Raw genomic sequence first — 24,099 nt, 5'->3', positions numbered from 1 at the left:
TCGGCCTCAGGATTCAGGCGCGACACATGACCTGTGGGAGCGGGCTTGCCCGCGAAGGCGTCCTTAGCTGCGAAGATGAGTCAGCGGCAATTCGGTACTGTTTAACACTTGGTTCAACACAAAACTCGACCGCACACTCGTCACCCCTTCAATCCGGGTCAAATGTCCCAGCAGCAGTTTCTGGTAGTGATCCATATCAGGCACGACGACTTTAAGCTGATAGTCCGCATCCATCCCCGTGACCAAACTGCATTCCAGCACTTGCGGCAAGGTGCGAATCGCAGCTTCAAAGTTCTCGAAACGCTCCGGCGTATGTCGGTCCATGCCGATCAGCACGTAAGCCGTGAGGCTCAAACCGAGCATCTTGCGATCCAGCAGCGCCACCTGGCGGGTGATGTAACCGTCGTCTTCCAGTTGCTTGACCCGGCGCGAGCAAGGCGAAGGCGACAGGCCGATGCGTTCGGCCAGCTCCTGGTTGGAGATGCGCGCATCACGCTGCAATTCCGCCAAAATGCTCAAGTCGTATCGGTCGAGTTTGCTCATCAGTCAGGCCTTTGTCATAACTATTGCGGCAGATTATCTATCCAGGGTTAAAAATTGCGCAAGTGATGTTTAATTGAGCAATCTTCGCAATCCTCTGTCGGCGCGTCCGGCCTATTCTTATCACCAGAATCACTGCTCGGACAAACAGTCCACAGCCGCTCGCCCAATCAGGCCAGCGGCGGCCGCCACCCCCACAGGGGATGTGCCGGCCCCCGAGCTACACACTGTCCAGAAGACGGCGTGAGGTGAGCCGACGTCATAAGCGTCGAGCACGGACGAAGTTCTCAAAGGGAGGCCGACGGGTCTCCCTTTTCTTTTGCCCGGAATTTGTGGGCCGCCCTCAATAAATAAGTTGCGCGACTGATAACCTGTTGCAGAACCGCCCTGTACTTTCCCAGTCTTACGTACAGGCCCTAACCCGCAGTGAGGAAAAGCATGAAGTCGCGCATCTGGCGTTTGGCCGGTGTTGGTTTGCTGTGTGTGAGTGTCACTGCGCAATCGCTGGCCGATGATCAGCAAAACCGTGGCCCCGATGACGGGCAGCGTGGATCGGACGGCCATCAGGGCAACAATCAGGGGCGTGGCGGCAATCATCAGTCGCGCCCGCAGAACAACGACATCATTCGTGGCGACAACAGCCGCCAGTTCGAGCACAACGGCCAGAATCAGAACAACCAGAATCAGAACAACCAGAATCAGAACAACGGCCAGTGGCAGAACCGTCAGCAGCCCAACTACAACAATCCTGTTCGTTCACCTCCGCCACCGCCGCAACTACCGGCCAATGATCTGCCGATCCAGGGTCGCCCCGACACCGTGCGCCAGACCCAGGAGCCGCAACGTGGCTACTATCAGGACGTTCCGCGGCGCAACGATTACAACCAGCACTGGCAGAACAACGGTCCACGTCCCGATGATCGCCGTTGGGCCGGTCGCCCGGACGGGCACGGTAATGGCTGGGGCCCCGGCCCGCAATATCGTCCAGGTCATGTGATCGACCGCTTCCCCGACCGTGACTACCGCGTACCTTATGGTGGTCGGGATTATTTCTATTCCGGTGGCTACTGGTATCGCCCGCAAGGCCCGCGTTATGTAGTGGTGCAACCGCCTCGCGGGATTCGAGTCAGCTATTTGCCCGATTACGCGCGTGAGGTGTGGATCGGCGGGGCGCTGCTGTTCCTGGCGGCGGGTTCGTATTACGCCTATCAGGAAAACACTCAAGACTATGTGGTGGTCGAGCCGCCGATGCAGTCGCAACCGCAGCCGCAACCGGTCAGCAATAGTTACGACGTAGAGGCCTATCCGGCTAACGGTCAGTCGCCGGAGCAGGTCACTCGGGACGGTTACGAGTGCTATCAATACGCGGTGCAGCAGAGTGGCTTCAATCCGCGGACGGCCACCTACCAGCCAGACCCCTCGGTGGTGCAAGCTTACCGACAGGCCCAGGGTAATTGCCTGAGCAGTCGCGGTTATCAGGTTTCTTTCTGAGCCCTGGCGGCCACTACCACTTCTTGCGGGTCGGCATGCACCAGCACTTCGGCTCGCGGGTAAGCGGCGTGAATCGCATCGGCGGCTTGATCGCTGATGCCATGGGCGACTGACAGGGTCAGGTCCCCCGGCAATTCCAGGTGCAACTGCACAAACCACTGGTTGCCGGAAATCCGCGTGCGCAGGTCATGCGCTCCCAATACGCCCGGTACGCCGCAGGCGAGTTCGAGCATGTGCTGACTGACATCCGGCGGCAGCTCCTCATCCATCAGCACCGTAAAACTTTCCCGGGCGATCTGAATTGCGCTCCAGAAAATGTACCCGGCGATTCCCAGTCCGAACCAAGGGTCGACCTGATGCCAGCCAAACCCGGCCAACACCAGCGCCACCAGAATGCTGCCATTGAGCAGCAGGTCCGAGCGGTAGTGCAGGGAGTCGGCGCGCACCGCATTCGAGCCGGTGGCCTTGACCACCCGATGTTGCAACATCAGCAACGCAAGAGTCAGCGCCAGGGAGAACACAATCACCCCGATGCTGATCCACGGCGCTCCCACCGGTTCCGGATGTTTCAGTCGCTCGATCGCCTGCAAGGCAATCAGCACCGCGCTGCCGCCAATGAATAGCGCTTGAGCCATGCCCGCCAGTGACTCGGCTTTGCCATGCCCGTAACGGTGGTCGGCATCGGCCGGGCGCAAGGCGTAATGCACCGCCAGCAAGTTGAGCAAGGAGGTGACGCCGTCGAGCGCCGAGTCGGTCAGCCCGGCGAGCATGCTCACCGAGCCGCTCAACCACCAGGCGATGGCTTTGGCGACGATCAGCGTACACGCCACCGCCACCGAGGCACGGGTTGCCAGCCGCAGCAGGCGGGCGTGTTCGGAGCTGGAAATCATAGGTGCGGCTATTCCTTTAAATACACGGGTTACGCGGCAGGTTGCAGGCCGAACATGGCCAGTTGCTGGGCGCTGCCCTTGTGCTGGATCAGGCGTGGGTCATCCAGCGGGAAGCTGCGGCCCAGCTCGGTTTCGAGAATGGTCTGCAACTTATGGTTATCGACCTTGCCGTCGGTGCCGATCGCTTCCTTGAGTTTTTCCGGGGCCACTTGGGCAGTGCGGCCAGGCTCGAAGTAAATCGCGCCGGTGGCGAAGTCCACGGCAAACGCGATCAGGCCGGGGATGATGTAGAACAGCAGGCCCACGGCATCCAGAGCGGCGATGGCCGGGTCGATCTTGCCGTCAATCTGCCCACGGCGATCGGGGTAGAAAATCGATCCGCAAGCGGTCACCTGGGTGAGCAGGGTGGCGACCAAAACACCGCCAATCAAGCGAGAGGGAACACGCATAGGAAATCTCCTGAGTCATCTGGTAAACGAAGGGGCGTCTATATGAATTAGGACCGTGATAAACCCCGAGCAGTTCGCCGTTATACTCGCGGCGGCAGGGCGTGCCCACAGTAAATTGCGGCCGCGTCTCACCCCTTCCTGGAATAGTTGAGTACTGAAGTTGTTTTTTCCAGATCAACCACGTGTAACGGCTGATAAATTTTATCGGGGTTCGGCCCTCCGGGCTGAAGCTGTGGACGCGCCATGCTGCGTTGCGAGACTTGGTAAGGAAACGACCCTTACCAGCGTCCCGCGCCTTGCCTGGCACGCCCACAACTTCAACGCGACTCGCAATTTACTGTGGGCACGCCCTGTGGAGCCAGCATGATTTCTCTGCCGATTGATGAAGTTTTACCCGCTCTGCGTGAAGCCTTGGCTACACGCCACGAAGCGGTGCTCGAAGCACCGCCCGGTGCCGGTAAAACCACCCGTGTTCCGCTGGCCTTGCTCAACGAGCCGTGGCTGGCCGGGCAGACCATTCTGATGCTTGAACCGCGCCGTCTGGCGGCGCGGGCGGCGGCGGAGCGGCTGGCCAGTGAGCTGGGCGAGAAGGTCGGTGAAACTGTCGGCTATCGCATTCGACTGGACAGCAAAGTCGGCCCCAAAACGCGTATCGAAGTGGTCACCGAAGGCATTCTCACCCGACGTTTGCAGGATGATCCCGCACTCGAAGGCGTTGGCCTGCTGATCTTCGACGAATTCCACGAGCGCAGTCTCGACGCGGACCTGGCCTTGGCCCTGAGCCTGAATGGCCGGGAGCTGTTTCGCGACGATCAACCGTTGAAAATCCTCTTGATGTCGGCAACTCTGGAGGGCGAACGCCTGGCCGGGTTGCTCGATGATGCGCCGATCCTGCGCAGTGAAGGCCGCATGTACCCGGTGGCGATGCGCTGGGGCCGGCCGTTCCAGCCCGGTGAGTTCATCGAGCCGCGTCTGGTGCAGACGATTCTCGAAGCCTTGAATGATGAGACCGGCAGCGTACTGGTGTTCCTGCCGGGGCAGGCGGAAATCCGTCGCGTTCATCAGCAACTGGCGGATGCGCTGGGCGAGAGCACACAGGTTTTGCTTTGCCCGTTGCACGGTGAACTGGACCTCGCGGCTCAACGCGCGGCTATCGATCCGCCCCCGGCAGGCAAACGCAAAGTGGTGCTGGCGACCAACATCGCCGAGACCAGCCTGACCATCAATGGCGTGCGCGTGGTGATCGATGCCGGGTTGGCGCGGGTGCCGCGTTTCGATCCGGGCAGCGGCATGACCCGGCTCGACACTCAGCGGATTTCCAAAGCCAGCGCCACTCAACGCGCCGGCCGGGCGGGGCGCCTGGAGCCGGGCGTGTGTTATCGGCTGTGGTCGCAGGATCAGCACGAGCAACTGGCGGCCTATGCCAGCGCGGAAATTCTTTCGGCCGATCTCGCGGGTCTGGCCTTGCAGCTCGGACGCTGGGGCGTGACGCCGACGCAATTGGTGTGGCTCGACGTACCGCCCGCGGCGGCTTATGCACAGGCGCAGGATCTGCTTGATCGCCTGGGCGCGCTGGACGGCGAAGCGCTGACCCGTCACGGTCAGGCCATGGCCGAACTGCCGGCCCATCCGCGCATCGCGCATTTGTTGTTGCGTGGTCAGGCGCTCGGTTTGGCCGACATGGCTTGCGATGTCGCGGCATTGCTTGGCGAACGGGATATCTTGCGTGGCGCCGGAGCGGATCTGCACAGCCGATTGGTGTTGTTGTCCGGCGAAGAGCGGGCCGCTCGCGGTGCTCAGGGCGGCGTGCAACGCGCCCGGCAACTGGCGCGGCAATATCGCGGTTACCTGCGCGGTAAAGCGTCGGAGCCGGTCAGCGATCCGGATCATCCGCGCTGGCTTGGCGCATTACTCGCATTGGCCTATCCCGACCGCGTCGCCCAGCAACGTCGGGCCGGTGGCGCTGAATATCGCCTGGCCAACGGCCGTGCGGCGTTGTTCGCTGAAGCGGACAGTTTGATGAAGCAATCGTGGTTGGTGATTGCTGATCTGGGCAGCCGTCAGGGCCAGCGTGAGGAACGGATTTATCTGGCGACGGATTTCGATCCGGCGCTGTTCGATTCGGTGCTGGCCGAGCAAGTGCGCGTGGTCGATCAACTGGATTGGGACGAGCGTGAAGGCATGTTGCGTGCCGAGCGTCAGCGCAAGGTCGGTGAATTGATCCTCAGCCGTGAACCGCTGACGGGCCTCGACGAAACCGCGCGCAGTCAGGCGCTGGTGAATCTGGTACGCCGCAAGGGGCTGGAGCTGTTGCCGTGGACCCCGGAGCTGCGTCAGTGGCAGGCGCGGGTGGCGTTGTTGCGCCAGTTGGACCTTGGCAGCAACGGCGAAAGTGAATGGCCGGATGTCAGCGACGCCGCGCTGCTCAAAAGCCTTGAGCACTGGTTGATGCCGTATCTGGGTAAAGTCTCGCGGCTCAGTCATTTCGCCAATCTGGACCTGTCGAGCATCGTCCACAATCTGCTGCCATGGCCGCTGCCGCAACGCCTGGATGAGCTGGCACCGCATCATCTGAGCGTGCCGTCGGGTTCTTCGATTCGTCTGGATTACAGCGAGCAGCCACCGATTCTGGCCGTGCGTTTACAGGAGCTGTTCGGCCTGGCCGAAACCCCGCGCATTGCCGGGGGGCGGCAAGTGGTGAAGCTGCATCTGCTGTCCCCGGCACGGCGGCCGGTGCAGGTGACTCAGGATCTGGCGAACTTCTGGCGCAGCACGTATGCCGAGGTGAAGAAGGATTTGAAGGGGCGGTATCCGAAGCATTACTGGCCGGATGATCCGTTGGTGGCTGAGGCGACTGCGCGGATCAAGCCCCGCAAGTAACGCCTGAATTGTGATGATCGTTCCCACGCTCCGCGTGGGAATGCATCCCGTGACGCTCCGCGTCACCATTGCGCAAGACTTAAGCCTTGCAATAACAGCGGGACGCGGAGCGTCCCCGGCGGCATTCCCACGCGGAGCATGGGAACGATCGATCTACTTCAAGGCCTGGCCCCAGCCTTGGCGGTCAATTGCTCCCTACAATAATCAGCAAACAACTGCGCCGGCTTGGTCAGCTGCCCGCGCTTCAACCACGCCGCCACCAGCCCTGAGCCGGTGACGTCTTCGATGATGTCCACGCACACCACCTTCTTGCCATCGTAGGTGCATTCCGAATGCGGCCGAGTGACCAGGATCGAAAATCCGAACCCTTGCCCGACCATCCCCCGCACCATCTCGATCGACGGTGAGCTGAAGGCAATGTTCGGCGACAGGTTCAGCTCTTCGAACAGGCTGACGAAATAGGTCCGGCTCGGTTGCACGTCCAGCAGAATCATCGGCTCCAGGCACAGATCGCGCAGCGATACTTGCTTGAGCTGGGCAAAACGATGATCCGCCGGCAACAACGCATAAGGCCGCTGCGCCGGCATCAGGGGTTCGGTTTCGATGGTGGCGTCGAGGTCGTGCTCATAGAGGATCGCCAGGTCGAAGGTGCCCGACGTCAGGCCTTGCACCAGTTCTTGCTGCTCGCCGTCGCGGATGCGGATTTTCACCCCCGGGTACAGCGCCGAAAACCCTGCAATCAATTGCGGCAGGTACAGCGGCGCAACCGTTTCAAAGCAGCCGATATCGATTTGCCCGGCCACCACGTCATTGTCGGCCAGGGCGTTCTGTTCGAACTCCTTGGCCATGCGCAGCAGTTCCTGGGCCTTGCGATAGAAGCGCGCACCGCTCGGCGTCAGGGACACGCCCTGGGCGTGATGACGGATCAGCAGTTGCACGCCGAAGCTGTCCTCCAGGCCTTTGATCGCGGTGGAGATCGCCGGTTGAGCGATGTACAGCTTGCGCGAGGCCTCGGCGACGCTGCCGCATTCGACGGTGGTGATGAAGTACTTCAATTGACGCAGGTTGTAGGCAGCCACGGCAAACCTCGGGTTGGATGGACTCGACATCCAGGCAATTTTTGCGCCGACTGCATCCGTTCTGACGACGGTGTTGTTATGCCTGAACAATAACCACATCCCGCGCCACCGGGGAGATTGGCTGCCCAGTTTTTTCATGGTCTGCGAAGACATTTTTACTATTTTTACTGGACTCGGGCCTGGGCCACCATCCAAAACACAAGAAAAGCCCATGGAGCATCTGAACGTGTTCGAGCTTGCATATTGGCAAAACAAAGCTGCCGCGCTGCGGTTTCCCGATCAGGCCGTGATCGACGGCAAACCCCGTTCGGCGCAGTCGGGGCAGACCTTCACGGCGATCAACCCCGCCACTGGCCAGCGTCTGGCTAACGTGACCGCTTGCGCTGATGAAGACGTGGACGCAGCGGTTCGCAATGCACGGCAAGTGTTCGAGGCTGGCACCTGGTCGGCGCGTTCACCGAGTGAGCGCAAGCAAGTGTTGCTGCGTCTGGCCGATCTGATCATGACCCACCGCGAAGAACTGGCGCTGCTCGACTCGTTGAACATGGGCAAACCGGTCATGGATGCCTACAACATCGACGTGCCGGGCGCCGCCGGGGTGTTTCGCTGGTACGCCGAAAGCCTCGACAAACTCTACGACCAGATCGCCCCCAGTGCGCAAAGCGTGCTGGCGACCATTACCCGCGAAGCGCTGGGCGTGGTCGCTGCCGTGGTGCCGTGGAATTTCCCGCTGGACATGGCCGCGTGGAAACTCGCGCCAGCGTTGGCGGCCGGCAATTCGGTGATCCTCAAACCCGCCGAGCAATCACCGTTTTCTGCCCTGCGTCTGGCCGAACTGGCGCTCGAGGCCGGCCTGCCGCCAGGCGTGCTGAACGTGCTGCCGGGTCTCGGAGATCTGACCGGCAAAGCCCTCGGTTTGCACCCGGAGGTCGATTGTCTGGTGTTCACCGGCTCTACCGAAGTCGGCAAATATTTCATGCAGTATTCGGCGCAATCGAACCTGAAACAGGTGTGGCTGGAGTGCGGCGGCAAGAGCGCCAATCTGGTGTTCGCCGATTGCCAGGACCTGGATCTGGCCGCCGAGAAAGCGGCGTTCGGCATCTTCTTCAATCAGGGCGAAGTCTGCTCGGCCAACTCGCGTTTGCTGGTGCAGCGCTCGATTCATGATGAATTCGTTGAGCGCCTCAAAGTGCAGGCCGAGCGCTGGCAGCCGGGTGATCCGCTGGACCCGTCGAGCAGCGCCGGGGCGATTGTCGACAGCCGTCAGACTGCACGCATCATGAAGTTCATCCAGCAGGCCGAACGCCTGGGCGCGACCAAGGTGTGCGGTGGCCGGCAGTCGATTTTCAACGGTTCCGATAACTTCATTCAGCCGACGATTTTTACTGGCGTAAGCCCGGACATGCCGCTGTTTCGCGATGAAGTGTTCGGCCCGGTGCTGGCGGTCACGGCGTTCGACGACGAGGCCCACGCCTTGCAACTGGCCAACGACAGCGTCTACGGATTGGCGGCCTCGCTGTGGACCGACGACCTGAATCGAGCCCACCGTGTGGCGCGGCAATTGCGAGCGGGCACGGTGTCGGTCAACAGCGTCGATGCGCTCGACGTGACCGTGCCTTTCGGCGGCGGCAAGCAGTCCGGTTTCGGTCGCGACCTGTCGTTGCACTCATTCGATAAATACACCCAGTTGAAGACCACCTGGTTTCAGCTGCGCTAACAACAAAACGGAGAACTGGCGATGACCACACCACGTGAAACCCGCGACTACCAGGCCGCCGACGCTGCGCACCACATCCACGCATTCGTCGATCAGAAAGCGCTCAACGATGAAGGACCCCGGGTGATGGTCCGTGGCGAGCGCTTGCACCTGTGGGACAACGATGGTCGGCGTTACCTCGACGGCATGTCCGGTTTGTGGTGCACCAACCTCGGATACGGGCGCAAGGACCTGGCGGCTGCGGCGACCCGACAACTTGAGCAGTTGCCGTACTACAACATGTTTTTCCACACCACCCACCCGCAGGTGATCGAGCTCTCGGAGCTGCTGTTCAGCCTGTTGCCGGGCCACTACAGCCACGCGATCTACACCAACTCCGGCTCCGAAGCCAACGAAGTGCTGATCCGTACCGTACGGCGTTACTGGACGATCCTCGGCAAGCCCGAGAAGAAAATCATGATCGGTCGCTGGAACGGTTACCACGGCTCGACCCTGGCGGCGACGGCGCTCGGCGGCATGAAATTCATGCATGAAATGGGCGGCATGCTGCCCGACATCGAACACATCGATGAGCCGTACTTTTTCGCCCACGAAGGCAACCTGACGCCGGCCGAATTTGGCCTGCGGGCGGCGCAGCAACTGGAAGCGAAAATTCTTGAACTGGGCGCGGACAAAGTCGCAGGCTTCATCGCCGAACCGTTCCAGGGCGCGGGCGGGATGATCTTTCCACCGGAAAGTTACTGGCCGGAAATTCAACGGATTTGCCGTAAGTACGACGTGCTGTTGTGCGCCGACGAAGTGATCGGCGGCTTCGGTCGCACCGGCGAATGGTTCGCTCACGAACACTTCGGTTTCGAGCCGGACACGCTGTCGATCGCCAAGGGGCTGACCTCCGGTTACATCCCCATGGGCGGGCTGATTCTGTCGAAGAAAATGGCCCAGGTGCTGGTGGAGCAGGGCGGGGTGTTTGCCCACGGCCTGACCTATTCCGGGCACCCGGTGGCAGCGGCGGTGGCCATCGCCAACCTCAAGGCGTTGCGCGATGAAGGGGTGGTGACGCGGGTCAAGGATGACATCGGGCCGTACCTGCAACAGTGCCTGCGCGAGGTGTTCGGCAATCACCCGTTGGTGGGTGATATTCAGGGTGTCGGCATGGTCGCGGCGTTGCAATTGGCGGAGGACAAAACCAGCCGCAAGCGCTTTGCCAATGAGAATGACATCGCCTGGCGCTGCCGCACGATTGGCTTTGAAGAAGGAGTGATTATTCGCTCGACGCTGGGGCGGATGATCATGGCGCCGGCGTTGATTGCCAGTCGGGAAGAGGTTGATGAGCTTGTTGGAAAAACCCTGAAAGCGGTTGATCGTACGGCTCAGGAATACGGCCGACTCTGACACCAACTGATCGTTCCCACGCTCCGCGTGGGAATGCAGCCCGGGACGCTCCGCGTCCCAAAGCGGACGCAGAGCGTCCATTGAGGCATTCCCACGCAGAGCGTGGGAACGATCACTCCTGCGAAAACAACCTCCTGTTCTCTGTTTGCACCCACCCCGTGCACCCTCGCCCACACCGCACTTTTACGGCGCACGCTACCCAGTTTTTTCATCGCTCGCCTCGACATATTTCCTAATTTTCCTATTCCCGCCCCTGGTCCAACATCGACCTCGCCAGTCAGCCGAACGCTGCCCACAAAAAGGTCCATCAGAGACCACCCGTGGCAGCGCTTTTCCAAAGCCGCTGGCCGTACTGCCCATGACAAAACTAAATCAACAGCTTTGGGAGTGCTCCATGATCAAGTCCTTGCTTACACGCGTCGCTCATCCACTGGCGATCACCGCCATCGCCGCTACGGTCGCCACCAGCGCCCAGGCCGGCACCCTGTCCATCGGTCACACCACGTGGGTCGGTTACGGCACGCTCTACCTGGCCCAGGACCTGGGCTACTTCAAGGAAGGCGGTTTGACCGTCGAATTGCCCGTCGTCGAAGAAGCCTCGATGTACATGGCTGCCCAGGCTTCGGGCGAGTTGTCAGGCTCGGCGTCGACCATCGACGAAGTGCTCAAGTACCGTCCGCAATTCTGTTTCAAAGCCGTAGCTGCACTCGATGACAGCCATGGTGGCGACGGCGTGCTGGTGGGCAAGGACGTCAAGAGTCTGCAAGAGCTGAAAGGTAAAGCGGTGGCGGTGAACGAAGGGTCGACCTCGCAGTTCTGGTTGTCGTACTTGCTGAAAAAACACGGCATGACCATGAGCGACATCACCGTGCAGAACATGACGGCTGACGACGCCGCCACCGCGTTCATCGCCGGTCGTGTGCCAGCCGCCGTGACGTGGGAACCGCATCTGTCGATGGTTCGCAACAAGCAGCAAGGCAAAGTGCTGATCGACAGCAGCAGTACGCCGGGGGTGATTGTCGACGTGGTTGCGCTCAACTGCACGGTCATCGAGAAACAACCGGAAGACGTCAAGGCATTGGTCGCCGGTCTCTACAAAGCGGTGCAGTACACCAAGGACCATCCGGAAGAAGCCTACAAAATCATGGCCAAAGGCGTCGGCGGTTACCTCGCCGATCCGAAGGAACTGGCCGCTGCTGCGCAAGGCGTGCGCTTCTACGATCAGGCCATGAGCGAAAAACTCCTGGGCTCGCCGGGCAAACCGGGCGACAGCGAACGGCTGATCAAACTGGCCAACGAAACCGCCAGCGAATTGCAGGGCAAACCCTACAACGTCAGCAATGACGATCTGATCGACAACCGCTTCGTCAGCCCGCTGTAGGAGGTCCGCATGTTCAAGCGCAATTCATGGCTGAGCCGCTGCATCACGCCAAAGACCGGCCTGCCCGTGCAGGTGATCTGGAGCGCGAGCGGTCTGGCCTGGGTGTTATTGATCGGCCTGTGGGCCGGGTTGTCGTATGGCGGCGTGGTGCCGGGAATGTTCTTGCCGACACCGGGCGCGGTGGTTGAAGCCGCCGTACGCCTGAGCCGCGACGGCACCCTCGGTTTACACGTGTGGGCCAGTCTCGAAGTGGTGATGGTCGGTTTCATCATCTCGTCGTTGGTGGCGGTGCCGTTGGGGCTGCTGATGGGCAGCTTCCGCATCGTCCAGGCGTTCCTTGAGCCGATGGTCAATTTCATCCGTTACCTGCCGGTCACCTCGTTCGTGCCGCTGTTCATTCTGTGGATCGGCATCGGTCTTGAGCAGCGGGTCTCGGTGATTATCTTCGGCGTGTTTTTCCAGCAACTGGTGATGATCGCGGACGTGTCCAAAGGCATCTCCAAGGACCTGATCAACGCGTCCTACACCTTGGGCTCCACTCGCCGCGATGCGGTGCTGCATGTGATCGCTCCGGCGTCTTTGCCGGGTGTGCTCGACACACTGCGCGTGACCATGGGCTGGGCCTGGACCTATCTGGTCGTCGCCGAGCTGGTCGCCGCTTCCAGCGGTCTGGGTTACTTGAGCCTCAAAGCCATGCGCGGCTTTCAAGTGGATGTGATTTTCCTGGCAATCGCGATCATCGGCCTGCTGGGTCTGGTCACCGATCAACTGTTCCGTTTCCTACGTCTGAGGATCGCCGCATGGGCTCAGTAAGCGCCGTCAACCCGCGTTTCGTCACACCCACGGCCGCCCCGGTGCAGGCCGCGCCACGGTTGCAAGTGGACAAGGTCAGCCTGCGTTATCAGAAACCTGACGGCGGGATGTTCACCGCGTTGGAGCAGGTGTCGTTCGAAGTGCCGGATCAACAATTCGCCGTGCTGGTCGGGCCGTCGGGCTGCGGCAAGTCGAGTCTGCTGTACCTCACCGCCGGCCTGAATGAACCCACGGAAGGCGAGATCTACGTCGGCGGCCAGCAAGTGCAAGGCCCCGGCGCGGATCGCGGCATGGTGTTCCAGAGCTACACATTGTTCCCGTGGCTGACCGTGCGGCAGAACGTCGAATTCGGCCTCAAGCGGCGCGGCATGGCGGCGGCCCAACGCAAGGAGATCGTCGACTACTACGTCAACGAAGTGGGCCTCACCGGGTTCGCCGACAACTACGCCAAGCAGTTGTCCGGCGGCATGATGCAGCGTGTGGCGATTGCCCGGGCGCTGGCCAATGACCCGCAAATCCTGCTGATGGACGAACCCTTCGGCGCGCTCGACAGCCAGACGCGCCTGCAAATGCAGCAGCTGTTGTTGCGGGTCTGGGGCAACAGCAAGAAGACCGTGCTGTTCGTGACCCACGATATCGACGAGGCGATTCTGTTGGGGGATCGGGTCTACGTGATGGGCGCCAGGCCGGGTCGGATCAAGCAGATTCTGGACGTGCCGATCGAACGCCCACGGACCCTGGACATGGTCATGGAGCGCTCGTTTATCGATATGAAGCGCAGGATTTTTGGGCTATTGCATGATGAGCTGGAGGAACATTGAGTACACCGCAATCCCTGTGGGAGCGGGCTTGCCCGCGATTGCATTCTGTCAGTCGATATAATTGCAGCCTGACACACCGCTATCGCGGGCAAGCCCGCTCCCACAGGTTTTGTGCTGATTTGCCGTTAGGGCACCGCAGGCAGCAGGAACCGCGCAATCACCGGAAGGTGATCGGAGATCCGCAAGGTATCGTCCTGCCTCACCATGGCCTCGACCCGTTTTATCCGCGGGCTGTAAAAGATGTAATCCACCGTCCGGTCCGGGCCGTTCAAGCCTGGATCGTTCGGGTAGTGGGTCAGCCACCGTGCCCGATCGACCCCGCCGGCTTCGTTGTTTGTGGGGATCATCGGGTATTTGTCCCACAGCACATGCAATGCGCTGTCGATGGAGTACGGCGCGCGTTGTTCGTCGGGCAGGCGTCGATACTGGCCCAGCGGCAACAGGTTGAAGTCGCCACCGATCAACCACGGGGTGCCGCGGCTTTCAAGCTTGTCGAGCACCTTGGCCACTGCGGTAACCTGGGCTTGCAGGGTTTCGTCGGGTTGAGTGACGCGGTCCAGATGGGTATTGAGCACCGCGATCTGGCCACCGTCGCTCAACGGCAGGTACGTCACCAGCAAGGCGTTCTTCGGTTTGAATTGACGGCTGATGATGTTGGCCGAGGCGACCGGCAATTGCAGGCGTTCGGCGTGTTCGATCTGGAAACGGCTGAGGGTTGCCAGTTGCCGGCCGACGCTGCCGAAGATGTGCGGCTGCGGCACGAAATCGGCTTTCCAGTCGAAGGCGTGAGCACTGCACGGGTAAAGGTCGGCGAGCCGTTCCTGGAGTAACTTGAACTGGTTCTGGTAATCGCTGGCCTTGGCGCCGTCATCCAGTTCCTGCAACAGCACAACGTCCGGTTGCTCGTCGCGAATCACCCGCGCCACTTCATCGAGGCTGAAGGCCATGTCTTCGGGGGTGGGGCTTTCGTCGTCACCTTCGGCCTGGTCATTCCAGAACACGTAGCGTTTACCTGCGAGGTACTGAACGTTCCAGGTCATCACTTTCAGCGCCTGACCGGGCACCAGCGTGGGTGTCTGAGTGCTGCAACTGACTGGCAACGCTTCCTTGGCACCGGGGCGCCAGGTCAGGTTGTAGATCAGCAACGCAATCAGGCCTGCCGCGATCAGCAGGCCCAGCAGGGTGTAGCGCAGTAGACGGGTCATGGCTCGGCTTATAGCGTTACAAAAGATGAGCCCGAGCATAAACGGCATGCCCATCAATAAGCCATACCACATGACCCTGTAGCAGCTGGCGAAGCCTGCGTTCGGCTGCGAAGCAGTCGTAAAATCAGTGCTCACGGTGCATCTGGCAAACCGCGCGTGCCGGTTTTACGACTGCTTCGCAGCCGAACGCAGGCTTCGCCAGCTGCTACAAAGGGCCGCGTTGCTCTTCAAAGAGGTCCATCAATTTTCTCGGGCACATCGCTGATGAGCATGAACAACCGGAACAACACCACGCTGGTGAACAGTTGCAAAAAGCTGTGTGCGCTGTCGATCAGCAGCGAAATCACCGGGTTCTGTGGCTCCGGGTAAATCGCCAGGGTCGCGCCCTTGAGCACCCACAACGGGCCCATCACACACAAAATGCACACCAGGATGCGCAGGAAATGGCCGCGGGTCAGGCGCAGGCTTTCCTTCATCGCCGCCAACGGGGCCAGGCCGCGCAACACCAGCAGGTACTCGCCAAACGCCAGCGTCACCATCAGCCAGATGCCCGGCAGGAAATACAGCGACAGGCCGATCAGGATCAGCAAGGTGTTAAGGGCGGTGAGCAAGGCAAAGCGCGGCCACAAGTAAGCCGACCTCGACAGCAGCTCGCGGTTGCTCGGCGATTCGCCACGGCTGCGGGCATCGAGAAACAGGATCAGTGCGGCGGTGTACAGCGGATACACCAGTAAGCCAACCATCACGCTGATACCGGGAAAACTGTCCGGCTCGGTGGAGCGATCAACCACTTGTTGCAGCAGCGCTTCGAAGATCACCAGCGGCAGGCACAGCCGCACAATCTGGCCCAGATTGCGCTTGAAGAAATACAGAGAGTCACGCAGCACATCGAACGAATTCATCAGTCGGTATCGCAGGTTGAAAGCAGTGGCCCACTTTAACCGATGAAGCCCTTTGGGGCGCAAACGTAAACGTTCGGTAAAGGTCATTGAAACAACTTGTTTCAGCCTCCATTAAGGTCGAGCACCTTATCCTCTTTGGTAAAGGTCAACGATTTCTCCGGCAATCTACGAGGTCGCCATGAACAGCGAAGAACAAACCCTGATCGATGGACTGTTTTCCCGGCTGCAACAGGCCGAAACGGATTCAGCCCCACGCGACGCCCAGGCTGAGGCGCGGATCAAGGAACACCTGACTCGCCAACCTGCGGCGGGCTATTTCATGACCCAGGCGATTCTGGTTCAAGAAGCCGCCATCAAAAGCCTCGACGAGCAGAACAAGCAACTCGCCCAGCAAGTACAGCAATTGCAGGCCGAACTGCAATCGGCCAAGGCACAGGCGCCGGCACCCGGGCCCGCCAGCGGTGGTTTCCTGTCGAGCATCTTCGGTGGCGGTTCCCGTGATCAGCAGCCGGCACCGACACAAAGCGCGCCGCCCTCCAACGGTGGATGGCGTGAGCCGGGGCGGCCGTCGTTCAACTCGCCGCCGCCACAGCAAAACTTCGGTGCAGCACCGCCTCAGCAGAACTACGCGCCGCAACAACAGCCTGTTGGCAACGGGTTCCTCGGCGGCGCGCTGAAAACCGCGGCTGGCGTGGCCGGTGGCGTGATGCTGGCGCAAGGCATCAGCAGCCTGTTCCAGCACAATCAGCAACCGGAAGTGGCGGAAGTCATCAAGGAAGAGCCGGCTCAGGTCAACGATCAGAGCGACAGCGGCAACGGCTGGGGCGATGACCAGCGCGTGGCGGACAACAACGCCAACGATCAGGGCGGCTTTACCGACGCCGACTATAGCGATGACAGTTCATCGTTCTTTGGTGGCGACGACGACTCCTTCGTCTGATTCACCTGTGGCGAGGGAGCAACTCCCTCGCCACATGGCCGATTATTCGCGGAACATTCCTTCAGGCTGGCATACTGGGCCACTTTTCGGGCCTGGTGCCTGACCCAGCTTGCGCGCAACTGCGCCAAAGAGGATGCCCGGTGAAAAAAATCGCAGTGTTCGCCGATGTCCAGAACCTCTATTACACCGTGCGTCAGGCCTATGGTTGCCACTTCAACTACGCCGCGCTGTGGGCTGATATCAGCAAACAGGGCGAGATCGTCGAGGCCTATGCCTACGCGATCGATCGCGGCGACAGCAAGCAGCAGCAATTCCAGCAAATCCTGCGCAACCTCGGCTTCGTCGTGAAGCTCAAACCCTACATCCAGCGCAGCGACGGCTCGGCCAAAGGCGACTGGGACGTGGGCATCACCCTCGACATCATGGACGCCGCCGATCATGTCGACGAAGTGGTGCTGGCGTCCGGTGACGGTGATTTCGACATGCTGCTGGAGCGCATCATCACCAAGCACGGCGTGCAGGCAGTGGCCTACGGCGTGCCGGGCCTGACGGCCAACTCGCTGATCCGTGCCGCCAGCCGCTACGTGCCGATCGAAGGCGCGCTGCTGCTCAAGAATTGACTTTTACGGAGTTGAAACAAGTTTGGAACGCATAGCAGTCATCGACTTTGAAACCACCGGGATCTCCCCGAGCAGCAGCTGCCGGGCCACGGAAATTGCCGTGGTGATCCTTGAACAGGGGCGCATCGTCGAGCGTTACCAGAGCCTGATGAACGCCGGCGTGCGCGTCCCGGCCTTCATCGAACAACTCACCGGCATCAGCAACGCCATGCTGCGCACCGCACCATCGGCCGAGCAGGTGATGAACGAGGTCAACGAATTCGTCGGCATCACGCCGCTGCTGGCCCACAACGCTGCGTTCGACCAGAAGTTCTGGGACTTTGAACTGGGGCGCATCAAACGCACACGCTTGCAGAACTTCGCCTGCTCGCTGCTACTCGCCCGCCGCCTGATGCCCGCCGCGCCGAACCACAAACTCGGCACCCTCACCACTTTCGCCAGCCTGCCCAACACCGGCAAGGCTCACCGGGCCATGGCCGATGCCGAGATGGCGGCCAACCTGACGGCGCATTTGGCGCAAGAGCTGCGGCAGAAACACGGGTTGCGCGAGTTGTCCCATGATCTGCTGGTCAGCTTGCAGAAAGTGCCGGCGGCGAAGATCAACGAGCATCTCAAGCGCCATCGCGGGTTTTAGAGTGATCGTTCCCACGTCGAGGCGTCGAACCGTCCGCGTGGGAATGCCTCAATGGACGCTCTGCGTCCGCTTCTGGGACGCGGAGCGTCCCGGGCTGCATTCCCACGCAGAGCGTGGGAACGATCTAATCAAACTTTTCCATTTCCTTCCAACTGCCCCAACGGCACGCGCTTCTCGATGGCGCTCGACAGCACGATCGAGGTCTTGCTGAACCCGAACTTGGCAATCCGATTGATCAACTCTTCCAGCTCCGGCATCGAACCAACCGCCGCTTGCATGATCACGCACGGATCCCCCGTCACCCGGTGGCACTCCGTCAGTTGTGGGATTTTGATCAGGTCGTCGTAGGCCTTCTGGTTGCCATGCTGGTTCAAGCGCAGTTCGATCACGCACTGGATCGGTAGCCCCAACTTGGCCATGTCGACTTTCGCCTGGTAACCGGTAATCACCCCGCAGGCTTCGAGTTTGGCCACGCGCTCGGCCACGGCCGGGGCGGACAGGTTGACCTTGCGCGCCAGGTCGGCGTAGGACGCACGACCGTTTTCCAGCAGGGCGCTGAGGAGCATGCGGTCGTATTTATCCATGGTCATACTCCTGAAAAATGGCTGACTTACGAAAACACGGCTTATAGCGCTGATCTCCGTGTTTTGAAAAGTGTACCGGCGCTATAAACAGGTTTTGTAACTTATTTTAAGCCGCTGGCCTTTCTAGAATAGCTGTTCACTTGTCTTGCCTACGAGCTACCCCATGCCTGGCTTACGTCGTTTTCCCTTACCGTTGATCGCTGCCTTTTTCGCGTTGTACGTGATTTGGGGCTCGACCTACCTGGTGATCCGCATCGGCGTGGAGTATTGGCCGCCGTTGCTGCTCGCCGGTATCCGTTTCGTGATCGCCGGGACGTTGATGTATGCGTTTCTACGCTGGCGCGGTGCACCGGCACCGACCTGGGCGCAGTGGAAAGCCGCCGGGATCATCGGCATCTTGCTGCTGACCTGCGGTAACGGCGCGGTCAGCGTGGCTGAACACACGGGCGTCGCCTCCGGTGTGGCTGCGTTGGCGGTGGCGACGGTGCCGTTGTTTACCTTGCTGTGCGGCTATTTCTGGGGCGCGCGTAATACCCGTCTCGAATGGGCCGGGATTGTGCTCGGGCTGATCGGTATCGCCATGCTCAACCTCGGTTCCAACCTGCAATCGAGCCCGCTGGGCGCCGCATTGCTGATATTCGCGGCGGCTTCCTGGGCCTTCGGTTCGGTCTGGAGCAAACACTTGCCGCTGCCCCAGGGCGCGATGGCCAGTGCTGTGGAAATGCTGGTGGGCGGCGTGGCGTTGTTGATCGGCAGCGCCGTGAGTGGCGAGCATCTGCAAAGCATGCCGCCGATTGAAGGTTGGGCAGCCTTGGCCTACCTGACGGTCTTCGGCTCGATCATCGCCTTCAACGCTTACATGTATCTGTTGAAAAACGTGCGTCCGGCGGCGGCCACCAGTTATGCCTATGTCAACCCGGCGGTGGCGGTGTTGCTGGGGATCGTGTTTGTCGGCGAGACCATCGGGATCGAAGAAGCGCTGGCCATGTTGGTGATTATCAGCGCCGTGGTGTTGATCGGGTTGCCGCAATGGCGACGGGCGCCGGTTCGACCGGCTGCCGCGGTGCAGACAGAATCGAGCGTGAATTAGGGTAAACTGCGCGCCATTGCACACTCGTTTCGCACACCCGCGCTGAATTTTCCTACGGTAATCCCATGACTTTCGCCACCCTTGGCCTGATCGAACCCTTGCTGCGCTCTCTCGAGACGCTCGGCTACCAGACCCCGACGCCGGTTCAGGCGCAAGCCATTCCGGCGGTGCTGGCCGGTCGCGACCTGATGGCCGCGGCCCAGACCGGCACCGGCAAGACCGCCGGTTTCGCGCTGCCGCTGCTGCAGTTGCTGGCCATGGAAGGGCCGAAAGTTGCCTCCAACTCGGTGCGCGCCCTGATCCTGGTACCGACCCGCGAACTGGCGGAACAGGTTCACGAAGCCGTGCGTCAGTACGCCGAGAACCTGCCGTTGAGCACTTATGCGGTGTACGGCGGCGTCAGCATCAACCCGCAAATGATGAAGCTGCGCAAAGGTGTCGACGTGCTGGTGGCGACTCCGGGTCGTTTGCTCGACCTGTATCGCCAGAAGGCCCTCAAGTTCAATCAGCTGCAAACCCTGATTCTTGACGAAGCCGACCGCATGCTCGATCTGGGTTTTTCCGAGGAGCTGGGGAATATTTACCGCGTACTGCCCAAGCAACGTCAGACGCTGTTGTTCTCCGCGACCTTCTCCGACGCCATCCGTTTGCTGGCCGGGCAGATGCTCAACGATCCGCTGAGCATCGAAGTCAGCCCGCGCAACGTCGCCGCCAGCACCGTCAAGCAATGGGTTGTGGTGGTGGACAAGAAGCGCAAGCCGGAGCTGTTCATTCACCTGCTGCGCAAGGGCAAGTGGAAGCAGGTGTTGGTGTTCGCCAAGACCCGCAATGGCGTGGACGCGCTGGTGGAAAAACTCCAAGGCCTGGGCGTCAACGCCGACGGCATCCACGGCGACAAACCGCAGGCGACTCGTCAGCGTGCGCTGGACCGGTTCAAGGCCAGTGAAGTGCAGATTCTTGTCGCCACCGATGTCGCGGCCCGTGGTCTGGATATTGAAGATTTGCCATTGGTGGTCAACTTCGACCTGCCGATCGTGGCTGAGGACTACATCCACCGGATCGGTCGTACCGGCCGTGCGGGTGCCACCGGGCAGGCCATTTCGCTGGTGTGCGCCGATGAAGTGAATTTGCTGTCAGCCATCGAGACGTTGACCCGTCAGACGTTGCCTCGGCAGATGGAACACGACTTCGAGCCTGAGCATCGGGTGCCGGATACCGATGCCAGCGGTCAGGTGGTGAAGAAGCCGAAAAAACCGAAGAAACCGAAGACCTCCGGTGGTGGTAAGCGCAACCTGGGTAAGTGGGTTGAGAGCGGGGATGCTTCGGCGCCGGAGCCTTCGATCAAGCCTGTGCGCAAGGTGCCGGTGTTCAATACCGGGCCGCGCAAGAAGAAGCCTTGATCTCGTAAAGATCGTTCCCACGCTCTGCGTGGGAATGCAGCCCGGGACGCTCCGCGTCCCTTCACAGCCGAACGCGGAGCGTCCGAAGAGGCATTCCCACGCAGAGCGTGGGAACGATCATCTTGAAGCCGCGGTTCTGAATTAGCCGCCTCTCTTCAACCACTCCACCATCCCCATCCCCGCAGCGCGCCCACTGGCAAAACACGCGGTCAGCAGATAGCCGCCCGTCGGCGCTTCCCAATCCAGCATTTCCCCCGCGCAAAACACGCCAGGCATTTGCTTGAGCATCAATCGTTCATCCATCGCCTCGAACATCACGCCACCGGCACTACTGATGGCCTCGTCCAGCGGACGGGTTTTCACCAACGTCAGGGGCAACGCCTTGATCGCTTTGGCCAGCAGCGCAGGATCAGCGAAGCGTTCGGCCGGCGTGAGTTCGCGCAGCAACGCCGCTTTCACGCCATCAATCCCAAGCTGGCTGTGCAAATGTTTGGACATGGAGCGCGACCCACGCGGTTTGCTCAGCGCAGCCTGAACTTTATCCACAGGCCGGCCCGGCAGCAGGTCGAGGTGAATGGTCGCAGAGCCGTGCTGATTGATGGCTTCGCGGATCGGCGCTGACAGCGCGTAGATCAGACTGCCTTCAATGCCGGTCGCGGTGACCACACATTCGCCCAAGCGCGGCGCGTCGTCATTGAGGCCAATGGCGATGTTTTTCAGCGGCGCACCGGCGAATTTGCTGACCATCAATTCGCTCCAGGCCTGCACCTCGAAGCCGCAATTACTCGGTTGCAGCGGCATCAGTCCTACGCCGCGCTGTTCCAGTGGCAGCGTCCACGCGCCGTCCGATCCGAGGCGTGACCAACTGCCGCCGCCGAGGGCCAGCAAGGTGGCGTCGGGCTTGATGATCTTTTCGCCCTCGGGGCTGTCGATGCGCAATCCACCGTGGTCATCCCAGCCGAGCCAACGGTGGCGGGTGTGGATAACCACGCCGGCCTCTCGCAGGCGTTTGAGCCAGGCGCGCAACAGGGGCGCGGCTTTCATGTCGGTGGGAAACACCCGGCCGGAGCTGCCGACAAAGGTTTCGATGCCCAGGTCATGAATCCATTGGCACAACGCATCAGCGCCGAATGAGCGAAGCAACGGTGCAATTTGCGGCGCGCGTTCGGCGTAGCGCGAGAGGAACGCCGGGTAGGCTTCGGAATGGGTGATGTTCATGCCGCCGACACCGGCCAACAGGAATTTTCGCCCCACTGATGGCATGCCGTCGTACAGGTCGACCTTGATCCCGGCCTGGCTCAACACTTCGGCCGCCATCAGACCGGCGGGGCCGCCGCCGATGATGGTGACGTGTGGGGAGGGGGAAGTACTGGCTTTGGTCATGGGAAGCGCTATGGTATGCCGGAATGAAGCCAGGCATTCTATCAGCACAAACCCCTGTGGGAGCGGGCTTGCCCGCGATGAGGTCAGCACATTCAACATCTTTGTCGGCTTACAATCCGCCATCGCGGGCAAGCCCGCTCCCACAGGATTTGTTGGTGGTTTCAAAATGGGTGGTTAAAAAACAACCACCGAGTTGTAGGCTATACGCCGTATGGCCCGCAGGCCCTTTCACTCAGGTTATCCACAGGCAGTTCCACAGGCATTGTGGGTAAAGACCCACGCTTCAATGACAACCTGATGACTGCCAGACCCGTTGCGCACTGTGATGCAGGATTCCGTGGCGGCGCGCCAACGCCTTGCGGTCCTTGCTGTAGCCGCCGCCAATCACCCCGACCACCGGAATATCCCGCCCCAGGCAATGGCGCATCACGCTTTCATCCCGAGCGGCAACGCCTTCGTCTGTCAGCTTCAGGTAACCGAGTGCGTCGTCCTTATGCACATCGACGCCGGCGTCATACAACACCAGATCGGGTTGGTAGAGCGGCAGCAAATAATTCAGCGCATCGTCCACCACCTTCAAATAATCCGCATCGCCCATGCCTTTGGGCAGCGGGATGTCCCAGTCACTTTCAGCCTTGCGTGCAGGAAAATTCTTTTCGCAGTGCAGGGACACGGTTATCGCGTCCGGGGTGTTGTGCAGAATTCGTGCAGTCCCGTCGCCCTGGTGCACGTCGCAATCGAAGATCAGCACCCGATTCACACGACCGCTTTCCAGCAGGAAATGGCTGATCACCGCCAAGTCATTGAAAATGCAGAAACCCGCCGGATAGTCGTAATGCGCGTGATGGGTGCCACCGGCCAAATGACAGGCCAGCCCGTGCTCCAGCGCCTGTTCCGCCGCCAGCAACGATCCGCCGACCGCCCGCACCGTGCGCCGGGCCAGCGCTTCGCTCCACGGCAGGCCGAGGCGCCGCTGGTCTTCGCGAGACAACTCGCCACTCATGTAGCGTTCGATATAGGCAGCGTCATGCGCGAGGGCAAGAATCTCCGGGGGACAGAGTTCCGGGCGCAGCAGGTCGGCGTCCCGGGTCAGGCCGCTGTCCACCAGGTGATCGCGCAGCAGGCGAAACTTGTCCATGGGGAAGCGGTGATCCACCGGGAATTCGGGGCTGTAGTCTTCGTGGTAGATCAGCGGCAGCGGCATAACGAATTCAGTCAGGAATGAGTGAAGGATCCTACCAGCGTTGTAGACTTGAGGCATGGAAAGGGGGGGACACGATGGAGCCGATACTGGAACTCGAGAGCGCGCGACTGCTGTTGCGGCAGTGGCGCGATGAGGATTTGCCGGAGTTTGCGGCGATGTGCGCCGATCCACAGGTCATGCGTTATTTTCCGGCGCCTTTGAGTCGTCTCGAAAGTGCTTCGCTGATCGGACGGATTCGCGGGCATTTTGCCGAGCATGGCTTTGGCCTCTGGGCGCTGGAGCGCAAGGACTCCGGGGCATTCATCGGTTTCACCGGCCTGGGTGTGGTCGGTTTCGATGCACCGTTTACCCCGGCCACAGAAATCGGCTGGCGCCTGGCGCGCGAGCATTGGGGGCTGGGTTATGCCAGTGAAGCAGCGTGGACCGCTCTGCGCTGCGGCTTTGACCGGATGCCGTTGAAAGAAGTCGTGTCCTTCACCACAGAAACCAACATGCCGTCGCAGAAAGTCATGCAGGCAATCGGCATGCACCATGATTCAGCCGATGATTTTGAACATCCCAAGCTCGCGGCCGATCATCCCCTGCGTCACCATGTGCTGTATCGCATCACCCGTGAACAATGGCTGCAAACCTTGCATGGATAAGCAGGCGCGGACGTTTACAATGGCCCCCATGGGCCCTGGC

Annotated in this window: 22 protein-coding genes; 13 read left to right on the top strand and 9 right to left on the bottom strand. The window is 60.8% G+C overall.

Going from position 1 to position 24,099, the window contains the following annotated elements:
- Window positions 1-63 precede the first annotated feature (63 nt).
- Window positions 64-543, bottom strand: coding sequence for an Lrp/AsnC family transcriptional regulator (locus ACYZT8_RS25960; RefSeq protein ID WP_007894448.1), 480 nt, complete (start codon window positions 541-543; stop codon window positions 64-66).
- 435 nt (window positions 544-978) lie between these two features.
- Between ACYZT8_RS25960 and ACYZT8_RS25955 the strand changes: the two genes are divergently transcribed.
- Window positions 979-2,031 carry a DUF6515 family protein gene (locus ACYZT8_RS25955; protein WP_461976997.1) on the top strand — a complete coding sequence of 351 codons (1,053 nt, stop codon included), beginning with the start codon at window positions 979-981 and terminating at the stop codon, window positions 2,029-2,031.
- Here ACYZT8_RS25955 and ACYZT8_RS25950 read toward each other — a convergent pair.
- Together ACYZT8_RS25950 and ACYZT8_RS25945 are read right to left on the bottom strand one after the other, a co-directional pair.
- Window positions 2,016-2,921, bottom strand: coding sequence for a cation diffusion facilitator family transporter (locus ACYZT8_RS25950; protein ID WP_461976996.1), 906 nt, complete (start codon window positions 2,919-2,921; stop codon window positions 2,016-2,018). The genes ACYZT8_RS25955 and ACYZT8_RS25950 overlap by 16 nt on opposite strands.
- 29 nt (window positions 2,922-2,950) lie before the next feature.
- On the bottom strand, window positions 2,951-3,370 hold the full coding sequence (locus tag ACYZT8_RS25945) for a polyribonucleotide nucleotidyltransferase (RefSeq protein ID WP_461976994.1): 420 nt from the start codon (window positions 3,368-3,370) through the stop codon (window positions 2,951-2,953).
- A 363-nt stretch (window positions 3,371-3,733) separates the two neighbouring features.
- On the opposite strand from ACYZT8_RS25945, the gene hrpB reads away from it, so the two are divergent.
- Window positions 3,734-6,250, top strand: coding sequence for an ATP-dependent helicase HrpB (gene hrpB, locus ACYZT8_RS25940; protein WP_461976992.1), 2,517 nt, complete (start codon window positions 3,734-3,736; stop codon window positions 6,248-6,250).
- A gap of 158 nt (window positions 6,251-6,408) precedes the next feature.
- Here hrpB and ACYZT8_RS25935 read toward each other — a convergent pair whose 3' ends face one another.
- On the bottom strand, window positions 6,409-7,329 hold the full coding sequence (locus tag ACYZT8_RS25935; protein WP_461982620.1) for a LysR substrate-binding domain-containing protein: 921 nt from the start codon (window positions 7,327-7,329) through the stop codon (window positions 6,409-6,411).
- 226 nt (window positions 7,330-7,555) lie between these two features.
- Between ACYZT8_RS25935 and ACYZT8_RS25930 the strand changes: the two genes are divergently transcribed.
- The 5 genes from ACYZT8_RS25930 (at window position 7,556) to ACYZT8_RS25910 (ending at window position 13,453) form a co-directional block, all read left to right on the top strand.
- Window positions 7,556-9,046 carry an aldehyde dehydrogenase gene (locus tag ACYZT8_RS25930; RefSeq protein ID WP_461982618.1) on the top strand — a complete coding sequence of 497 codons (1,491 nt, stop codon included), beginning with the start codon at window positions 7,556-7,558 and terminating at the stop codon, window positions 9,044-9,046.
- Between the two features lie 21 nt (window positions 9,047-9,067).
- Window positions 9,068-10,438 (top strand): aspartate aminotransferase family protein, encoded by a 1,371-nt coding sequence (locus ACYZT8_RS25925; RefSeq protein WP_150630401.1) that lies wholly within the window; start codon window positions 9,068-9,070, stop codon window positions 10,436-10,438.
- 394 nt (window positions 10,439-10,832) lie between these two features.
- Window positions 10,833-11,819: an ABC transporter substrate-binding protein gene (locus ACYZT8_RS25920; protein ID WP_461976989.1), complete on the top strand. Its 987-nt coding sequence runs from the start codon at window positions 10,833-10,835 to the stop codon at window positions 11,817-11,819.
- Between the two features lie 9 nt (window positions 11,820-11,828).
- Window positions 11,829-12,632, top strand: coding sequence for an ABC transporter permease (locus ACYZT8_RS25915; protein WP_461955834.1), 804 nt, complete (start codon window positions 11,829-11,831; stop codon window positions 12,630-12,632).
- Window positions 12,620-13,453 (top strand): ABC transporter ATP-binding protein, encoded by an 834-nt coding sequence (locus ACYZT8_RS25910; RefSeq protein WP_461976987.1) that lies wholly within the window; start codon window positions 12,620-12,622, stop codon window positions 13,451-13,453. Before ACYZT8_RS25915 ends, ACYZT8_RS25910 begins: the two co-directional genes overlap by 13 nt.
- A gap of 125 nt (window positions 13,454-13,578) precedes the next feature.
- On the opposite strand, the gene ACYZT8_RS25905 is transcribed toward ACYZT8_RS25910, so the two are convergent.
- The gene (locus ACYZT8_RS25905; RefSeq protein ID WP_461976985.1) at window positions 13,579-14,658 is read right to left on the bottom strand and encodes an endonuclease/exonuclease/phosphatase family protein; all 1,080 of its coding nucleotides are present in this window, start codon (window positions 14,656-14,658) and stop codon (window positions 13,579-13,581) included.
- A gap of 227 nt (window positions 14,659-14,885) precedes the next feature.
- Window positions 14,886-15,560, bottom strand: coding sequence for a YciC family protein (locus ACYZT8_RS25900; protein WP_461976983.1), 675 nt, complete (start codon window positions 15,558-15,560; stop codon window positions 14,886-14,888).
- 178 nt (window positions 15,561-15,738) lie between these two features.
- Between ACYZT8_RS25900 and ACYZT8_RS25895 the strand changes: the two genes are divergently transcribed.
- The 3 genes from ACYZT8_RS25895 (at window position 15,739) to ACYZT8_RS25885 (ending at window position 17,754) form a co-directional block, all read left to right on the top strand.
- The gene (locus ACYZT8_RS25895; RefSeq protein WP_461976981.1) at window positions 15,739-16,500 is read left to right on the top strand and encodes a DUF2076 domain-containing protein; all 762 of its coding nucleotides are present in this window, start codon (window positions 15,739-15,741) and stop codon (window positions 16,498-16,500) included.
- Between the two features lie 140 nt (window positions 16,501-16,640).
- Entirely contained in the window at window positions 16,641-17,120 is a 480-nt protein-coding gene (locus ACYZT8_RS25890; protein WP_008149222.1) for a LabA-like NYN domain-containing protein, read from the top strand.
- 22 nt (window positions 17,121-17,142) lie between these two features.
- Window positions 17,143-17,754 carry a 3'-5' exonuclease gene (locus ACYZT8_RS25885; RefSeq protein WP_017340916.1) on the top strand — a complete coding sequence of 204 codons (612 nt, stop codon included), beginning with the start codon at window positions 17,143-17,145 and terminating at the stop codon, window positions 17,752-17,754.
- A gap of 128 nt (window positions 17,755-17,882) precedes the next feature.
- Here ACYZT8_RS25885 and ACYZT8_RS25880 read toward each other — a convergent pair whose 3' ends face one another.
- Window positions 17,883-18,338: an Lrp/AsnC family transcriptional regulator gene (locus ACYZT8_RS25880; protein WP_309675024.1), complete on the bottom strand. Its 456-nt coding sequence runs from the start codon at window positions 18,336-18,338 to the stop codon at window positions 17,883-17,885.
- A 163-nt stretch (window positions 18,339-18,501) separates the two neighbouring features.
- On the opposite strand from ACYZT8_RS25880, the gene yedA reads away from it, so the two are divergent.
- Window positions 18,502-19,428, top strand: a complete 927-nt coding sequence (gene yedA / locus ACYZT8_RS25875) for a drug/metabolite exporter YedA (RefSeq protein WP_461976978.1) — start codon at window positions 18,502-18,504, stop codon at window positions 19,426-19,428.
- 65 nt (window positions 19,429-19,493) lie between these two features.
- Window positions 19,494-20,828: a DEAD/DEAH box helicase gene (locus ACYZT8_RS25870; RefSeq protein WP_461976976.1), complete on the top strand. Its 1,335-nt coding sequence runs from the start codon at window positions 19,494-19,496 to the stop codon at window positions 20,826-20,828.
- 141 nt (window positions 20,829-20,969) lie between these two features.
- Here the strand turns inward: ACYZT8_RS25870 and ACYZT8_RS25865 are convergent, their stop codons facing one another.
- Both ACYZT8_RS25865 and ACYZT8_RS25860 read right to left on the bottom strand, forming a co-directional pair.
- Window positions 20,970-22,211: a TIGR03862 family flavoprotein gene (locus ACYZT8_RS25865; RefSeq protein ID WP_461976974.1), complete on the bottom strand. Its 1,242-nt coding sequence runs from the start codon at window positions 22,209-22,211 to the stop codon at window positions 20,970-20,972.
- Window positions 22,212-22,494: 283 nt separating this feature from the next.
- Complete coding sequence (locus tag ACYZT8_RS25860) at window positions 22,495-23,415, bottom strand: histone deacetylase family protein (RefSeq protein ID WP_461976972.1); 921 nt, start codon at window positions 23,413-23,415, stop codon at window positions 22,495-22,497.
- Window positions 23,416-23,489: 74 nt separating this feature from the next.
- Between ACYZT8_RS25860 and ACYZT8_RS25855 the strand changes: the two genes are divergently transcribed.
- A complete protein-coding gene (locus ACYZT8_RS25855) occupies window positions 23,490-24,059 on the top strand; it encodes a GNAT family N-acetyltransferase (protein ID WP_461976970.1) in 570 nt (189 codons plus the stop codon).
- The last annotated feature ends 40 nt before the right edge of the window (window positions 24,060-24,099 follow it).

Source organism: Pseudomonas sp. LB3P93 (assembly GCF_054898025.1).
The sequence above is the reverse complement of the archived record's forward strand: the minus strand, read 5'-3'. Positions and strand labels throughout refer to the sequence as shown.

Bases quoted from the DNA above. Each gene is read 5' to 3' on its own strand.
- yedA (WP_461976978.1), top strand. From the start codon at position 18,502: ATGCCTGGCTTACGTCGTTTTCCCTTACCGTTGATCGCTGCCTTTTTC.
- ACYZT8_RS25870 (WP_461976976.1), top strand. From the start codon at position 19,494: ATGACTTTCGCCACCCTTGGCCTGATCGAACCCTTGCTGCGCTCTCTC.
- ACYZT8_RS25860 (WP_461976972.1), bottom strand. From the start codon at position 23,415: ATGCCGCTGCCGCTGATCTACCACGAAGACTACAGCCCCGAATTCCCG.
- ACYZT8_RS25960 (WP_007894448.1), bottom strand. From the start codon at position 543: ATGAGCAAACTCGACCGATACGACTTGAGCATTTTGGCGGAATTGCAG.
- ACYZT8_RS25900 (WP_461976983.1), bottom strand. From the start codon at position 15,560: ATGAATTCGTTCGATGTGCTGCGTGACTCTCTGTATTTCTTCAAGCGC.
- ACYZT8_RS25945 (WP_461976994.1), bottom strand. From the start codon at position 3,370: ATGCGTGTTCCCTCTCGCTTGATTGGCGGTGTTTTGGTCGCCACCCTG.
- ACYZT8_RS25925 (WP_150630401.1), top strand. From the start codon at position 9,068: ATGACCACACCACGTGAAACCCGCGACTACCAGGCCGCCGACGCTGCG.
- ACYZT8_RS25880 (WP_309675024.1), bottom strand. From the start codon at position 18,338: ATGGATAAATACGACCGCATGCTCCTCAGCGCCCTGCTGGAAAACGGT.
- ACYZT8_RS25950 (WP_461976996.1), bottom strand. From the start codon at position 2,921: ATGATTTCCAGCTCCGAACACGCCCGCCTGCTGCGGCTGGCAACCCGT.
- ACYZT8_RS25855 (WP_461976970.1), top strand. From the start codon at position 23,490: ATGGAGCCGATACTGGAACTCGAGAGCGCGCGACTGCTGTTGCGGCAG.
- ACYZT8_RS25920 (WP_461976989.1), top strand. From the start codon at position 10,833: ATGATCAAGTCCTTGCTTACACGCGTCGCTCATCCACTGGCGATCACC.
- hrpB (WP_461976992.1), top strand. From the start codon at position 3,734: ATGATTTCTCTGCCGATTGATGAAGTTTTACCCGCTCTGCGTGAAGCC.
- ACYZT8_RS25915 (WP_461955834.1), top strand. From the start codon at position 11,829: ATGTTCAAGCGCAATTCATGGCTGAGCCGCTGCATCACGCCAAAGACC.
- ACYZT8_RS25865 (WP_461976974.1), bottom strand. From the start codon at position 22,211: ATGACCAAAGCCAGTACTTCCCCCTCCCCACACGTCACCATCATCGGC.
- ACYZT8_RS25910 (WP_461976987.1), top strand. From the start codon at position 12,620: ATGGGCTCAGTAAGCGCCGTCAACCCGCGTTTCGTCACACCCACGGCC.
- ACYZT8_RS25895 (WP_461976981.1), top strand. From the start codon at position 15,739: ATGAACAGCGAAGAACAAACCCTGATCGATGGACTGTTTTCCCGGCTG.
- ACYZT8_RS25905 (WP_461976985.1), bottom strand. From the start codon at position 14,658: ATGACCCGTCTACTGCGCTACACCCTGCTGGGCCTGCTGATCGCGGCA.
- ACYZT8_RS25955 (WP_461976997.1), top strand. From the start codon at position 979: ATGAAGTCGCGCATCTGGCGTTTGGCCGGTGTTGGTTTGCTGTGTGTG.